The 15,250-nt window shown below is 59.5% G+C and carries 16 protein-coding genes; 15 read left to right on the top strand and 1 reads right to left on the bottom strand.

The genetic code is table 11. The annotated features are described in order from the left end of the window. From ASILVAE211_RS18005 to ASILVAE211_RS17980, 6 genes are read left to right on the top strand one after another with little or no spacing between them, the layout of a single operon-like run. Positions 1-1,098 carry a Gfo/Idh/MocA family protein gene (locus tag ASILVAE211_RS18005; RefSeq protein ID WP_227322743.1) on the top strand — a complete coding sequence of 366 codons (1,098 nt, stop codon included), beginning with the start codon at positions 1-3 and terminating at the stop codon, positions 1,096-1,098. A 27-nt stretch (positions 1,099-1,125) separates the two neighbouring features. Beyond that, a complete protein-coding gene (locus tag ASILVAE211_RS18000) occupies positions 1,126-2,031 on the top strand; it encodes a sugar phosphate isomerase/epimerase family protein (RefSeq protein ID WP_227322742.1) in 906 nt (301 codons plus the stop codon). 20 nt (positions 2,032-2,051) lie between these two features. Next, positions 2,052-3,113 (top strand): fatty acid desaturase family protein, encoded by a 1,062-nt coding sequence (locus ASILVAE211_RS17995; protein WP_227322741.1) that lies wholly within the window; start codon positions 2,052-2,054, stop codon positions 3,111-3,113. Positions 3,114-3,120: 7 nt separating this feature from the next. Next, complete coding sequence (locus ASILVAE211_RS17990) at positions 3,121-4,116, top strand: aldo/keto reductase (RefSeq protein WP_227322740.1); 996 nt, start codon at positions 3,121-3,123, stop codon at positions 4,114-4,116. Then, positions 4,113-4,928 (top strand): creatininase family protein, encoded by an 816-nt coding sequence (locus ASILVAE211_RS17985; protein WP_227322739.1) that lies wholly within the window; start codon positions 4,113-4,115, stop codon positions 4,926-4,928. Before ASILVAE211_RS17990 ends, ASILVAE211_RS17985 begins: the two co-directional genes overlap by 4 nt. Then, positions 4,922-6,115 (top strand): aldose 1-epimerase family protein, encoded by a 1,194-nt coding sequence (locus ASILVAE211_RS17980; protein ID WP_227322738.1) that lies wholly within the window; start codon positions 4,922-4,924, stop codon positions 6,113-6,115. Before ASILVAE211_RS17985 ends, ASILVAE211_RS17980 begins: the two co-directional genes overlap by 7 nt. Here ASILVAE211_RS17980 and ASILVAE211_RS17975 read toward each other — a convergent pair. Beyond that, positions 6,112-6,750, bottom strand: coding sequence for an HD domain-containing protein (locus ASILVAE211_RS17975; RefSeq protein WP_227322737.1), 639 nt, complete (start codon positions 6,748-6,750; stop codon positions 6,112-6,114). The two genes, ASILVAE211_RS17980 and ASILVAE211_RS17975, sit on opposite strands and share 4 nt — an antisense overlap. A 92-nt stretch (positions 6,751-6,842) precedes the next feature. Here ASILVAE211_RS17975 and ASILVAE211_RS17970 point away from each other — a divergent pair, with 92 nt between their 5' ends. From ASILVAE211_RS17970 to ASILVAE211_RS17930, 9 genes are all read left to right on the top strand, one after another. Further along, on the top strand, positions 6,843-7,826 hold the full coding sequence (locus tag ASILVAE211_RS17970) for a GlxA family transcriptional regulator (protein ID WP_227322736.1): 984 nt from the start codon (positions 6,843-6,845) through the stop codon (positions 7,824-7,826). 41 nt (positions 7,827-7,867) lie between these two features. Beyond that, positions 7,868-8,317 (top strand): urease accessory protein UreE, encoded by a 450-nt coding sequence (locus ASILVAE211_RS17965; RefSeq protein WP_227322735.1) that lies wholly within the window; start codon positions 7,868-7,870, stop codon positions 8,315-8,317. Beyond that, the gene (locus tag ASILVAE211_RS17960; RefSeq protein ID WP_227322734.1) at positions 8,310-8,987 is read left to right on the top strand and encodes an urease accessory protein UreF; all 678 of its coding nucleotides are present in this window, start codon (positions 8,310-8,312) and stop codon (positions 8,985-8,987) included. The genes ASILVAE211_RS17965 and ASILVAE211_RS17960 overlap by 8 nt, the downstream gene beginning before the upstream one ends. A 10-nt stretch (positions 8,988-8,997) precedes the next feature. Then, positions 8,998-9,693 (top strand): urease subunit beta, encoded by a 696-nt coding sequence (gene ureB, locus ASILVAE211_RS17955; RefSeq protein ID WP_227322733.1) that lies wholly within the window; start codon positions 8,998-9,000, stop codon positions 9,691-9,693. Between the two features lies 1 nt (position 9,694). Continuing rightward, positions 9,695-11,401, top strand: coding sequence for an urease subunit alpha (ureC, locus tag ASILVAE211_RS17950; RefSeq protein WP_227322732.1), 1,707 nt, complete (start codon positions 9,695-9,697; stop codon positions 11,399-11,401). Then, positions 11,398-12,018: an urease accessory protein UreG gene (gene ureG / locus ASILVAE211_RS17945; protein ID WP_227322731.1), complete on the top strand. Its 621-nt coding sequence runs from the start codon at positions 11,398-11,400 to the stop codon at positions 12,016-12,018. Before ureC ends, ureG begins: the two co-directional genes overlap by 4 nt. Then, a complete protein-coding gene (locus ASILVAE211_RS17940; protein WP_227322730.1) occupies positions 12,015-12,803 on the top strand; it encodes an urease accessory protein UreD in 789 nt (262 codons plus the stop codon). Before ureG ends, ASILVAE211_RS17940 begins: the two co-directional genes overlap by 4 nt. A gap of 752 nt (positions 12,804-13,555) precedes the next feature. Continuing rightward, positions 13,556-14,698, top strand: coding sequence for a Fic family protein (locus tag ASILVAE211_RS17935; RefSeq protein WP_227322729.1), 1,143 nt, complete (start codon positions 13,556-13,558; stop codon positions 14,696-14,698). Between the two features lie 103 nt (positions 14,699-14,801). Next, entirely contained in the window at positions 14,802-15,248 is a 447-nt protein-coding gene (locus ASILVAE211_RS17930) for a hypothetical protein (protein ID WP_227322728.1), read from the top strand. Positions 15,249-15,250: the final 2 nt, after the last annotated feature.

Raw genomic sequence — 15,250 nt, 5'->3', positions numbered from 1 at the left:
TTGGCTGACCCGATCAACTTCACACCCGATGCGCCTATCCGCAGCCGCGAATTTCGCATCGGCTGCATCGGCGCCGGCTTCATCATGGCCGATATCCATCTCGCCGCTTATCATGAGGCCGGATTCCCGGTGGCCTGCATCGCATCCCGCAGCCCCGACAAGGCCGCCGCCGTAGCCGAGCGCTGGGGCATTGCGACAGTATATGACACGCCGAAAGCACTGATCGAGGCTCACGATTATGAAATTCTCGATATCGCCTATCCGCCGCATCAGCAGCCGGACCTGATTCGGCACGCACTGAAGCAGCCGCATATTCGCGCTATTCTCGCGCAGAAGCCGCTGGCGCTCGACCTCGCGACCGCCGAAGCACTCGCCGCCGAAGCGCGTGCAGCGGGCAAGATCCTTTCCGTGAACCAGAATATGCGCTTCGACCAGTCCATGCGCGTGCTGAAACAGGTGCTGGAGCATGGCGCAGTCGGCACGCCCGTCATCGCCAGCATCGAGATGCGCGCCATTCCGCATTGGCAGCCTTTCCTGCGCGACTACGGGCGGCTGACGCTGCTGAATATGTCGATCCACCATCTCGATGTGCTGCGCTATTTGTTTGGCGAGGTGGAGGCGATTTCCACCACCGTGCGTCCTGATCCGCGCACCGACTTCGCGCATAAGGACGGCATCTGCGTCTCCACCCTCACCTTTCGTTCAGGCCTGATCGCGCTGTCTCTGGAAGACGTCTGGGCTGGCCCGCGTGCGGAGGGTTATGATGGCGATATCTATATCAAATGGCGGGTCGAGGGTACGACCGGCATCGCCCAGGGCAGCATCGGCTGGCCGGACTATCCGAACGGATCGGCCTCCACCCTGCGCTATTCGTCACAAACGGCGACGGACGGAAAATGGGTAGAGCCGACTTGGACGACCCGCTGGTTTCCGCAGGCTTTCGCGGGCGTGATGGAGCAATTGCAATACGCACTCGCCACCGGCACGCGCCCGGCACTGAATGCCGAGGATAACCTCGCGACCATGGCCCTGGTCGAAGCCGCCTATCGTTCGTCCGAGCAAGAACGGACCGTCAAACTCTCCGAATTCGGCTATTGAACGCTGACAACAACAGGAACAAAAACAATGCAGCAAGTTGGCATCTTCAGCGGCTATTTTCCCTATGCTCTCGCAGAGCAGGCACGGCGCATCAAGTCGATCGGCTTCAATACCGTGCAGCTTGACCTTGCTTTCAAGGATATCGACTTTTCGACGCCCGATTCGATCACCATCGAAAAAGCGAAGCTGGTGAGGGAAACCTTCCGGGACTACAATCTGCCGATCTGCGCCATCTCAGGCTATACGAATATCGTCCATCCCGATCCGGATGAACGCAAGCGCCGTCTGGACTATCTCAAGGCCATCATTCGCAACGCCCGGAACTTCGGCACGCCCTATGTGATTTCCGAGACCGGCACGTTCAACACGGACTCGGACTGGGTGCATCACCCCAAGAACAAGACCGAGGAAGGGTTCGAGGATTGCCGAAAGGTCATCGCCGAACTCTCTCAGGTCGCGTACGACCATGGTGCAGTGTTCCTGCTGGAAACCTATGTCAACAACGTCATCGGCTCGGTTGAGGAGACGGTTCGCGTTTTTGCCGAGGTCGATCACCCCGGCCTTGGCCTGCTCATGGATCCCACGAATTACTTCGAGGATCACAATATCGATAAAATGGATGTCGTGCTGAAGCAGATTTTCGATACGCTCGCCGGCCATGTGCGCATCGCCCATGCCAAGGACGTCAAGCGCTCGACCGAGACGAGCGAGAAACATGCGGAGATCGACGCGTCGGAAGCACATTCCTTCCGTGGTGTCGGTTCCATCGAATTGCCGGCGCCCGGTCTCGGCACGCTGAACTATGACTATTACCTCAAGCGCCTGTCTGAGAAACACCCGAATATCCCGCTCATCATCGAGCATCTGGATGAGTCGGATGTGCCGCGCGCCAAGAAATTCCTGGACGGCAAGCTGCGCGCGCTCGGCGTCTGACCAGGGTTAGGACAGTAAAGATGAGCGCGACCGCCGCCATGAGCGCCGCCCGCATGCGGGACTATAGCCTGACCGGGGAGGATGCCCGTCTTGCCGTGGAAAAAGGGTTAAGCGCCGCATCCTGGTATGCGACGCCGCTGCCGCGCTCGCAGTTGAAGGCGCTCATGCGGCGCAGCGACGGGCCTGCCATCCGCGACACGCTGCTATGGTTCGCACTTCTCGCTGCCATGGCGGCAGGGATGATCGCCTTCTGGGGTTCGTGGTGGGCGCTACCCTTCGTCATTGCCTATGGCGTGCTCTACGGTTCGTCATCCGACAGCCGCTGGCATGAATGCGGCCATGGCACCGCTTTCAAAACGCGCTGGATGAATGATGCAGTCTATGTCATCGCCAGTTTCATGCTGCTGCGCGAACCGACCGTTTGGCGCTGGAGCCATGCGCGGCATCATACGGATACCATCATCGTCGGACGCGACCCAGAAATCGCGGTGCCACGTCCGGCGCAAGTGATGAACGTCATCCTTAATATGCTGTCGCTCAAAAGCGGTCCTGCATCGCTGCGGCAAATTGGACGTCATGCCACGGGCCGCCTGACACAAGCGGAGATGACCTATATTCCCGATATGGAGCGCCCCAAGGTGTTTCTCTATGCGCGCCTCTATATCGCCGTTCTGCTCGCGGTCATCATCGCCTGCGTCGCCTTGCACTCCATCCTGCCGGCAATGCTCATCGGCCTGCCGACTTTCTATGGGGCCTGGCTGCTCATTATTTTTGGCATCACGCAACATGCCGGTTTGCAGGAAGACGTTCTGGATCATCGGCTGAACAGCCGAACCGTCTACATGAATCCGGTTTTTCGGTTTCTGTATTGGAACATGAATTATCATGTCGAGCATCACATGTTCCCCATGGTGCCCTATCATGCCCTGCCGGCCTTGCATGACGCGGTGAAAGCCGATTGTCCGCGTCCCTATGGCGGCCTTTGGGAAGCCTATCGGGAAATCATCCCGACACTCTGGCGCCAGCGGCATGACCCTCATCATTTCGTTCGCCGCCAATTGCCCGACAGCCGTAAAAGCTGAGAGACGCATGACGATGCAATATGCAGAATTTGCAGCAAGCGGACGGCGCGTCAGCCGGCTTGGCTTCGGTGCCATGGGTTTCGCGGGATGGTTCGGCCAGCAAAGCGAAGCCGAGCATATCCGCGCCCTGCATCTGGCCTTGGATCGCGGTGTGAACTTCATCGACACTGCCCGCGCCTATGGCGAATCCGAATTTCTGGTCGGATGCGCCTTGGCGCAATGGCCTGGGGCAAAGCCCTTTGTGGCGACCAAGGTCGAAGGCCTGGCCGGTATCACCCAATGGGGTACCCCCGTTCCGGTGGAAGCCGCTTTCCCGAAAGGCCAGGTGACAGCCTCCTGCGAAGCCTCGCTGCGTGCTTTGGGGCTGGACCATATCGATCTTCTCCAGCTCCATACCTATTGGGCGAATTGGGGCATGGCCGGCGATTGGATGGAGGAACTGCAAACCCTCAAACGCCAAGGTAAAGTCGGGCAGATCGGCATTTCAGTGCCGGATCACCGGTCTGACATGGTGCTGCCGATCGTTTCCAGCGGCCTCATCGACAGCGTGCAGACCATCGTGAATATCTTTGACCCGACCGCGCTGGAAGTGCTGGTGCCATTCTGCATCACGCATAAAGTTGCCGTCATCGCGCGCTGCATTCTGGATGAGGGCGGCCTCACCGGCTTTCTCACGCCGGAAAGTGAATTCGCGGAGGGTGATTTCCGCCGTGATTATTTCGACGGCACCGTGTCACGGGAAACCTATATCGAAAAGGTCGCAGCGCTGCGGCGCTTCCTTCCGGCCCATGCCAGCTCGCTGGCCGCACTCGCCATTAAATTCGTGCTGGCCGACCCCGGCATCACCACCGCCATCACCTCAATGCATATCCCGGCTTTCGCGGAAGAAAATATTGCCGCACTCGACGAACCGCCCCTGGATGCGGAGACATTTCATTTGCTGGTGACGCGTCACCGCTTCATCAAGAACTTCACCAACGTCAAGCATTTCGGCAGGCCATGACGGTGACACCCGATGCCGTCGCCTGGGCAGAGCTCAAGCCCGCCGAATTCATCGCTCGTCGCGACGCGTTTCCGGTCGTCTATCTGCCCATGGGACTATGCGAGCCGCATGGCCATGTCGCGCCCTTCGGCTTGGATACCATCAAGGCGGAGTATCTGGCGACGCAGGCGGCATGCCGCTTCGGCGGAATTGTGGCGCCGACCATGGCCTACCACATTCATGAAACCGGCTATCACGCCCCTTGGCTGCGGGATGTGATGGGCGGCGTCAACCCGCTTCTGGCCGCCCTGCCGCCGCATCTGGTTCTGGAAACATTGCTGTATCAGTTTCGGGCTTTCCGCAATGCCGGATTCCAGGGCATCGTCGTCATCTCCGGCCACAATGCCAATCAGGCGGATCTGCGCATGGTGGCGGACGCCTTCGCCGCCCATTACCCCATCGCGCATTTCGTACGCAGTGACCCGGAACTCGTAGCCGGCCGCTATGAAGGCGACCACGCGGGCCGCTACGAACTGTCGCAGCTTCTCCATATCCGCCCCCACCTCGTCGCCATGGACCGCGCATCATGGGCGATGACTGACCCGCTCGGCCGTTTCGCACAGAACCCCGATGTCGCGGAAGCAAGTGCCTTGGAAGGGCAAGGCATCATCGAAGCCTCGATCACCGCCATCGGCGATGCCGTTCATACCTTCTCCCTCGATCGCGCGCCACCTTCCTTCCTGCCGATGGCGGCCATGGAACCGATCTGGGCCGACATCGCGGCCAAACGATCCGACTGGGTTACGCTGCGCGGAGATGACAGCAAATGGTAACGCTGTTCGGCCAGGCCCTGGACAGGCGAGCGGTCGCCGCGCGCTGCGGCAGTCTTTCCCAGGTCGCCGGCGTCCGCCTGCTGCGGTTCGAGGACGGTGCTGAGCGTGACGTGCGGCTGCTGGAATTCCGCACCGGCACCGGCCTGCGCTTCACCGTGATGATCGACCGCGGTTTCGACATTGGTGAATGCGAGCACAAGGGCCGCGCCCTCGGCTGGCACTCCCCCGTCGGCTTTCCACATCCCTCCCTCGTTAATCCTGAAGGTGAGGACGGGCTCGGCTGGCTACGCGCAGCCTCCGGCCTGCTTGTCACCTGCGGCCTCGATCAAATCCTGAGCGGCGGAAAAGCCGGGGCAGCGCATTTCGACTATCCTGGCCGCACCAAGGTGCAAACGACGTTGCACGGGCGCGTCAGTATGCTGCCCGGCCGGCTGACCGGCTATGGTGAAATCTGGGATGGCGATGATTGCGTGCTGTGGTGCGAGGGCGTTGTGCGGCAGGTCGCGCTGTTCGGCGAGAATCTGCATCTCATCCGCCGCATCGAGACACGTCTGGGATCGGACGAAATCCTGATCCAGGATCGTATCGTCAATCAGGGCTTTTCACCAACGCCGCATATGTATCTGTATCATATCAATCTCGGCTATCCCTTGCTGGACGAAGGGGCGCGCTATGTCGCGCCCATCGCCGAGACGCTGTGGGCATCCCATGCCGGTGCCGACTATGAGCGGCAGGGTATTGGCTGTCATCGCATGGGGCCTCCCAGCCCCACGTTCCGGGAACAGGTCTGGCAGCATGACATGCGCCCAGACGGCGAAGGCCTTGTCCGCACGGCCCTGCTAAATGACCGCCTTGGCCTCGGCTTCGAGGTCGAGACGCGCGCCGATGAATTCCCCTGTCACTTCGAATGGCAAAATTTTCGCGCCGGCGGATATGCTTTGGGAATTGAGCCTGCAACCAATCATGTCCTCGGCCGCGCCTTTGCGGAAGAGCGTGGCGAGTTGATTTGGCTGCGGCACGCCGAAGAACGCCGCTACCATACCGTTCTTCGCGTTCTGGACGGGGCGTCTGCCTTAGCGGACAGTGAGGCGCGTATCCGCGCAGTCTCTCCGGAGCTACGCCAGAATTATCCCCAGCCGACGGGGCGCTACCCCCAAATCAGAGTCTGGGCGCCACCAGCGGCCTAGCCCTTCCAGCAGGAACAGCGGATGACATGGCAAAAATTGCCGGGCCGGAAGCTCGGGTCTTTATCCGCCAGCACGTCACCTTTCACATTGCCGAAGGTCGTCTGCGGCTTGTGCTTGATGCCGTCATAAAAGGCCTGGATGATATCTTCCTTGAATTGCGGCGTGCGCGGAAAAGCCGCCGTCACCGCATCGCGCTCCGCGTCTGAATACTCCTTATAGGTCAGACCCAGCACGTCCATCTCCACGCCTGCGGTCACCAGCGCTACCACGGGATGCATATGCTGCGGGATGCCGGGCGTGGTGTGGAGTGCAATGGCGGTCCAGACCGTATCAATGTCGGCCTGCGCAATGCCCTGGCGTCTCAGGAAGTCCCTTGCCGCATTGGCCCCGTCCACCTCGAACCGCTCATCCGCGCTGCTGTGAGCCTTGGTCAGCCCCATGTCATGGAACATCGCACCCGTGTAAAGCAGCTCCCGGTCGAAATGCAGGCCACGATGCTGTCCTGCCATGGCGCCGAACAGATAGACCCGGCTGGAATGGTTGAAGAGCAGTTCGGACGCTGTGTCCCTGACGATCTCGGTCACCTCGCGGGCCAGCTTGCTGTCCGGAATCGCGACGGCCTCAAATCTGCTCATGGTCTTCTCCTATGCCTGTGAGAGCAGACTAGAAATTCCAGTGAATGTCTTCTATCATCGTGACACGACAAAAATGGACATTTGACCCGAGAATGAGACGCCCCGGCGCACCACGCCTTATCGGCATCCTCGCCCTGCCCGGCGTGCAGCTGCTGGACGTCGCCGGGCCTTTGGACGTCTTCGCGGAAGCCAATCTCCAGGCGGGCGCACTGGCCTATGAGCTGAAGGTCATCGGCACCGCACCCGGCCCGGTCGCCAGTTCCTCCGGCATGCGTCTTCTTCCTGATACTGTTATCGGCGAGGCGCTCAGACAATGCGACACGCTGCTGGTGGCCGGTGCGCCGCATCTGGCGGACGCGCTGCCTAAACCGCAGATTCTGGACTGGCTGAGCCGGGAAGCGCCTCGCGCTCGCCGCTTCGGCTCTGTCTGTAGCGGCGCGCTGGCGCTGGCTGCGACAGGCTTGCTGGATGGGCGCCGCGTCACCACCCATTGGGCAGTTGCCGACAGGCTGGCGCAAGATTTTCCAGCCGTCGAAGTGGTCGTCGATGCCCTGCATGTGCATGACGGGCCGGTGCGCACGGCGGCTGGGGTCACGGCCGGGCTGGACCTTGCGCTGGCGCTGGTCGAGGAAGACCTCGGCCCGGACATCGCCAAGCGCGTCGCCTCCCAGCTTGTCATGTTCTTCAAGCGGCCCGGCGGCCAATTGCAGTTCAGCCGCCGTGGCACGGCCAATCCGGCAGGGCGATCCTCCTTGCAGCAAATCCAGCGCTGGGTCATTGCCCATCCCGGCGAGGATGCCAGCCTGGGCGCTCTCGCCAGCCGCGCCGGGTTAAGCCCCAGGCATTTCGCGCGGCTGTTTCAGCAGGAATTGGGGCAGACACCTGCCATTTGGGTCAATGCTGTCCGCATCGAAGCCGCGCGGCAGATGCTGGAAGCCGGCGAGCGGCCCAAGCAGGTCGCTTCGGCCTGCGGCTTCGGCGATGTCGATAGCTTCCGCCGCGCCTTCCAGCGGCAGTTGAACGTCACCCCGGCCGATTACCGCCGCCGCTTCGAAACCCGCGCGGATATCGGTTGAACCGTATCGACATTCGCGGCGGGGGATGGAACACTCGCTCTATGGACGACGTAGTTGTGATCGAAGCGATACTGGGATCCCAGGATGATCCCGTTCTGGCCGAGCGGCTGCACGCCATCAGCCATCACGGCGTGGTGGAAGTGCTGTTCGTGGAGCCGGTGGATCTGCCGCGACGGCGCTTTCATAGCCATACTGATCGCGGCACGGCCTGTTTCGTCTCGCTGCCGCGATCCGCACAGCTTTTCGACGGTGCGCTAATCCATCTGGAGGACAAGCGCGCCATCGTGCTGCGCGTCGGCCAGCAAAACTGGCTGCGGCTGCGCCCAAGCGCCGGTGGCGCCATGGAACTCGGCTATCTCGCCGGCAATCTGCACTGGAAAGTGCGGTTTAAGGATGACTGCCTGCTTGTGGCGCTAGACCGCCCGATAGACGAGTATCTCGCGCGCCTCGCTGACCTGCAAAGCACCGGCAAAGTCTCAGTCATTGAGTGACCCCGCAACTCTGCTGACAGCGCTGCAATTCGGGGACGGCCAGTTCCCAAGCGGCGGTTTTGCCTTCTCCTGGGGTTTGGAATCGCTGATCGCCGATGGACAGATCACCCGGCCCGGCTTTGGCGCCTTCCTGGGCGGTCAGATGCAGAATCGCTGGGCGAGTTGCGACCGCGTCATCATCGCCCATGCCTATGCGGCGGCGACCGATCTGCCGGAACTGACGGTGCTGGATGATCTGGCCGATGCCTGGGCAACCATTGAAACGCTGCGTATGGGTTCGAAGCGCGCAGGGCTCGCCCTGTTGGGCACGCATCTGCGGCTCGGCACACCCGGTGCACGCAATTTCAAGGATGCGATAGACCTCGGCGACGCGCAGGGCCATCTGCCCGTCGTCCAGGGCTTGGTTCTGGCCGGCATCGGCCTGGATAGGCCGAGCGCGCTCGCCGTCAGCGCCTATGGCATGGCGCAAAGCTTCTGCACGGCGGCGATCCGGCTTGGCCTGATCAGTCATCTCGATGCACAGCGCAGCCTATCCGACCTCCGGCCAGCGCTCGCGCAACTGATTGCGGAGCCAATGCCGGATATCGACGATATGCATAGTTTCACGCCGCTCGCCGATATCGCCGCCATGCGGCATCCGGACCAGACGCAGCGCCTTTTTTCAAACTGAGGGATCGCCGATGAATCTCGCTCCCACCGAAGTTGAACGTCTGACGATTTTCATGGCGGCGGAACATGCCCGGCGCCTGCGCGGCCATGGCATCAAGCTCTCTCACCCCGAGGCAATCGCGCTGATCGCGGATGAGATGCTGCTCGCCGCCCGCAAGGGCATGACATATGAAGCCATCGTCGAAATGGCTGGCCAGATGCTGACGGCGGATGATGTGGAACCCGGGGTGGCGCCGATGGTCGATATGATCTCGGTCGAGGCCAACTTCACCGAAGGCACAAAGATGGTGATCGTCTTCAACCCGATCGGGCCGGGTGAAGAAGCCCAGGCCGATAGTGAGGAGCCGGGCGAAATCATCACGCTGGACGGTGAAATAGAGCTGAATGCCGGCCGCGAGCAGACCATGATCGACGTCATCAATACCGGTGACCGCGACATTCAGGTTCGCAGCCACACGCATTTCTTCGAAGTCAATCCAGCGCTCGATTTCGACCGCGCCCGGGCTTTCGGCAAGCGGCTGGATGTGCTGTCAGGCGGCGGCGTGCGGTTCGAGCCAGGGTTGCGCAAGCGCGTCACGCTTATCCCCATGGCGGGGGACCGTATTGTGCGCGGCCAGTCAGGACTGACCGAGGGCAGGCTGGACGACGACACGGTGCGCGAGGCCGCCTTCGCGGCCGCCCGCGCCGGCGGCTACCGGGGTATTTGACATGGCAAAAATCTCGCGCCGCGATTACGCTGCGACCTTCGGCCCCACCACGGGCGATATGATCCGCCTGGGCGATACCAACCTGCTCGCCGAAATCGAGCAGGATTTCACGCTCTATGGCGAGGAACTGACGACCGGCGCCGGCAAGATGATGCGTGACGGCGAAGGCTTTCAGACAACCGGCACCTATGCCTCAGGCGCGCTCGACAGCGTCATCCAGAACGCCACCATCATCGACCCGATTCTTGGCATCATCAAAGCCGATATCGGCATTCGCGACGGGTTGATCGTCGGTATCGGCAAGGCCGGCAATCCGGATATCATGGCGGGTGTCGATCCCAAGCTCCGCACCGGTCCCAATACGACCGTCTATCATGGTGAGCCTTACATTATCACCGCCGGCGCGGTGGAAGCGCATGCGCATTTCCTCTCGCCGCAGCAAAGCGAACATGCCCTGGCAGGCGGCACCACCACCATCATCGGCATGTCCCCCGGTCCTCATTTTGATGTGTCATGTTCCGGTCCCAATGTGCTCGGCCAACTGATTCAGGGTGCCGACAGTTCCTGTCTCAATTTTGGATTCCTCGGGCGCGGCTGTTCTGATCCTGGCTCTGTGGAGGAGTCGGTCGCAGGCGGCGCGCTTGGCGTCAAAATCCATGAAGATTTCGGCGCTTCGGGCGCTGTCATCAACGGATCGCTGATCGCCGCCGACCGCAATGATTTTTGCGTCAATCTGCACACCGATACGATCAACGAATTCGGCTTTTGCGAGGATACGCTCCGCGCGGTCGGCAATCGCACAATCCATATGTATCATACCGAGGGTGCCGGGGGCGGCCATGCGCCCGATCTTCTGCGCGTCAATAGTTTCGCCAATGTTCTGCCCTCCTCCACCAATCCGACCAATCCCTTCACCGCCTATGCCTTGAATGAAGGCCTGCCGATGACGATGCTGGCACATGTCATGAACTGGCGGCTGGCGGAGGATCTGGCCTTTGCGGAATCCCGCATCCGGCCACAGAGCATGGCGGCAGAGGATTTTCTGCACGATATGGGCGCCATTTCCATCTTCGCGACCGACAGCCAGGGCATGGGCCGGCTGGCCGAAAACGTCGCCAAGGCCTGGCAACTGGCAGCCGTCATGAAGGACCGTGTCGGCCGGCTGGCTGAGGAGAAGACAGCGCGCGCCGATAACGAGCGCATCAAGCGCTATATCGCGAAATACACGATCAACCCGGCCATCGCGGCCGGGATCGACAGCCATGTCGGGTCCATCGCCCCCGGCAAAATGGCCGATCTGGTTTTTTGGAAGCGCGCCGCCTTTGGCATCAAGCCCTGGCTGGTCATGAAGCGCGGCTTCATCGCCTGGGCGGTGATGGGCGACGCAAATGCCAGCCAGATCGACAGCGAACCGATGATACAGCGGCCGATGTGGGGATCGACCGGCGTTTCCCCCCAGCATCTCGGCGTCACCTTCGTATCCAAACTCGCGATTCAGGCCGATATCAAAACCAAGCTCGGTGTCGGCAAGCGCATGGTGCCCATCACCTCCGTCCGCAGCCTCGGCAAGCGGCACATGATCCGCAACGATGCACAGCCGCATATCGAGGTTGATTCAGCCACTTTCGAGGTTCGTGCCGATGGCCGGCTGCTCACCTGCCCGCCGGCTTCCGTCGTGCCCCTCAACAGGAAGTATATGCTGCGATGAGGAAGAATGGCGCCGCCCGCGTCGGTATCGGCGGGCCGGTCGGTTCGGGCAAGACAGCACTGGTCGAGCGGCTGATACCGGCACTGCACCGGCGGGGCATCGACCTCGCCGTCATCACCAATGATCTCGTCACGCATGAAGATGCCGAGCGGCTGCGCCGCACCAATCTTCTGGCGCCGGAGCGCATTTTGGCCGTCGAGGCTGGTGCCTGCCCGCATACGGTGATCCGCGAGGATCCGACCCTGAACATGGAAGCCGCCGACAGTCTTGACCGCGCCTTCCCGACGCTCGATCTCATCCTGATCGAAAGTGGCGGAGATAATCTGGCCTCCACCTTCTCGCTTGATCTTGTCGATTACTGGCTCTTCGTGATCGACGTGGCGGGTGGCGATGATATTCCCCGTAAGCGCGGCCCTGGCGTCATCCAGTCCGATCTCCTCGTCATCAACAAGGTCGATCTTGCACCCTATGTCGGCGTGACCTTGGAGCCCATGATCCGCGAGGCTTCAACTGCCCGCCAAGGCCGCGCAGTCCTATGCACCAATTGCCGCGCGAATGAGGGGATCGATGCTGTTGCCGACGCGCTATGCGCCGCTGTCCTCTATCAGCCTGCATGACCACAACAGAATGCCGTCCGCCGCTCGATCTCACCTTTGAGACGCGCGCCGGCCAGACGGTGCTGGCGCGGCGTCATGTCACTTATCCGTTCTTCATCACCGCACCTCTGCGCGGCAGAGGGCCGGATGCCGAGATTGTCATACAATCCATATCGGGCGGATTGTTCGGGGGTGAGCGCGTCGCGCAGCGCGTGACCTTGGGCAGCGGTGCTACAGCCATCATTCGCATGCCTTCGGCCACGATCGTCCATGACCGCCGGGACAAGGCAGCTGCGCAATGCGCGGTATCGCTGCAATTGGCCGATAGCGCCAGGCTGGACTACTTGCCGCGCCCGACAATTCTTCTCCCCGGCAGCATGTTGGTGCAGTCGGTCGACTTGACCCTTGGACCGGGCGCAACCGCGCTTCTTCAAGATAGCGTGCTAATGCACGATCCAAACGGCATGCCAACCGCATCACGCGCGCTGGACAATCGTATCAGCATCCAAAACTCGGCCGGTCGGCTGATTGCGCGCGACCGGATGATGATCACCGATGCGAATGGTGAAGCCGGTCCCTATCGGGCGTTCGGCACCCTCTGGCTTGTCGCTGAGATAACTAAAAGTCGATATAAGGACATTAAATTTCTGATCTCATCTCACGACTGGGCCTGCTATTGGGGCATGACACAACTACGGGCGGATAGCGGGATTATGATCCGGTTCGCGGCACGAGATGGCGGCGATCTGGACAGTGGAATGACCAGAATGCGCGAGATGCTTTTGTCTTCAATGCTCGACCTCTGACCAAATAAGGTCGCGTTCTTTTTCATTACTCCTAAAGGCAGCAATCGCTACCCTTACGAATAGCCGGCCCATCACCTTCTGGATAAATTGCGACGACGGCAGCCTCTTGATAGAGGTAGCGCGTTCAATCGCCCAGAAATTCACGGTTTATCGTCTTTGATCAAAACATCATTTTCGTGAGGATTGCTCGCCAAAGTCACATGAACGAGCGTTAAGCACCAAACAAATTTAGAAAATCTTATCAAATTTTTGGTCAAGCCTCATTTGAGGCTTTGAACATCAAAATAAATTACTCCGATTTATGATTAAACTAGCCTGTCGCGTGATCGCATAAATGATTGCGCTGCCAGTCGTAATCTATTGAAAATTTAGTGGATAATGCCTCAACATGATAACATGTTGCGCTGTAGCAATAGTCATAATTCCCGAAATTTAAAGCAAGCCCTCTAACCAGAAGGATTAATTTACGACTTGCTCACTTTTTCGTTAGAAACATGTTGCGGCTGCCTTGCCTTGGTGCGTATAAGCAATTCGCCGTTACAAAAGTTAATAGTCCACAATCGACAGGTCAGTTGCTACTAAATGCCGTGTTGAGGCATGTCCGGATGACTGCCTGACCTGACTTGATCGCCGATATAGCTATCGGCGGAGCAGTTGCCGCAGTTGCTGCATCAAATTAGCCGTTCGTGTTTTCCGAAATTGCAAGACTGAAATCTGACTGCGAAAGCCGTTGTCGCAACAGGGATGTTCCCGTGCTTCACTTTCACGATTGTTCAGGTCCATATCTCGTTGAGCCGCGTTTTTTTCACGGTAGCAAAGCTATGTGCGCGCCTATCAATCTGCCTCGTGAGATTTCGGACCTTGGCCTTTTCCAGCGCGCAGAGCGACTGATTTTTCAAATTGTGGCGTTCGGCGTGAAGCTTGGCGAACACGATAATGCGCGGCAATTTAATCATTTGATGGGCCAGCGGGACGCCGTTATCGCGGCCGGATCACGCATGCCTGCGCTTGACCTGCTGGAATTGATCGTTCATGTCGCGGACGGTCCGGGTGTTCGCATTCCCCATCGCATACACAGCCTGGCCCTGCTGAACACTGAAACTGTGCTTGCCGCCGAGCGACCGCAAACAGCGGCAGAACTCGTGACGCTTCTGGACATGATGCAGTCAGCCGCGAGCATCGAAACAGAAGCCGATACCGATATGCATCCACGGCTGAGTGGACAGAGCCGGATCAACGTCAGCGATGATTCGCAATGGAATATGCCACCATCCCTGGTGGATGGCGCGGACGATGCACAAACGCTTATGGATTTTGTCAATTCGGAGGAGCAAACGTCCGTTCTTCTCCGCCTGGCCATGAGTGTCGGTCAGCTTTGGACCTTACTGCCACCGACGGCCGGACGGGAAGCTGTCTGCCTTGCCTTTACAACGATGAACTTGCGCTGGGAGGGTCTGCCCCCTCTTTTTATGAGCGAAGCCTTCTCGACCTATCGTTCCCAGATCGATGAGGCGCTGACCTCCGCACTGGAGAATGGTGACTGGACTCCATGGTGTGCCCGGTTTCTGGATATTCTTGAAGCCGCGTTGCTTGAGGCGAACCAATGTCGCGATACTTTAGAACAGCTGTCACTCAGCTGGATCAAGGCATTCGACGGTCGTCGCCATACCGCCAAACTGGGCGCTATGGGCATCGCGCTGTCGCTCGGAGCCAGTCCCGTCGGCAATACAGTTGATATTGCAAGAGACTTTGGTATGAGCCTTCGTACGGCCGACCGAATCGTATCCGATTTGGTTTCTTTGGGAATTGTCCGAATTTATAGCGCAACCCATGGCACGCGCCGCTTTTATGCGCCGCAGGTTCTTGCTGTTCTCACGTCTGCAGGTCAATGCTGAAGGCTTAAAGCTATTTTTGGTAAACTCTGATGGCCTTATGTTTTGATCAGTAACGAGACTACGAACTCTATCGATATTGTACATTGATCTTGTTGAGGTTGTCATGTCCGCGCCCGCCAATGGGAATTACATCGGCAGTTATCTGCAGGCCGAAAATACCAATACCCACATTGCTTGGGTCGATGAGGTTTGGCTGACCAGAGAGATTCTCTCCACCGCCGTTCTCAATGCCGATAGCTCTTTTGAAATCACTCCCTTCAACAGCATCGGCGATTGCGTCGATCATCAGGACAAGATTTTCGATACGGTTATATACCACTCACACGATGCGAAATTCCGCGACTTTGATGAAGTCGAGACATTGAGCGACGCTTATCCAGGTGCGAGCATTATTTTGGTGTCAGACGCGCCTATGCTGGATTCCGACGTTCTTGGCAAAAGCGTCAAAAGCGGCGCTTCAACCTATTTCCTGTCGCGGGTTACCAGCCTGTCGTCATTCGTCAAGATATTGGAACACGAACGGGCGCGCCGGCGGCGTGGAGATGCCTGAGC

Origin of the sequence: Acidisoma silvae, assembly GCF_020618775.1 — a bacterium.
Classification (GTDB): Bacteria; Pseudomonadota; Alphaproteobacteria; order Acetobacterales; family Acetobacteraceae; genus Acidisoma; species Acidisoma silvae.
The sequence above is the reverse complement of the archived record's forward strand: the minus strand, read 5'-3'. Positions and strand labels throughout refer to the sequence as shown.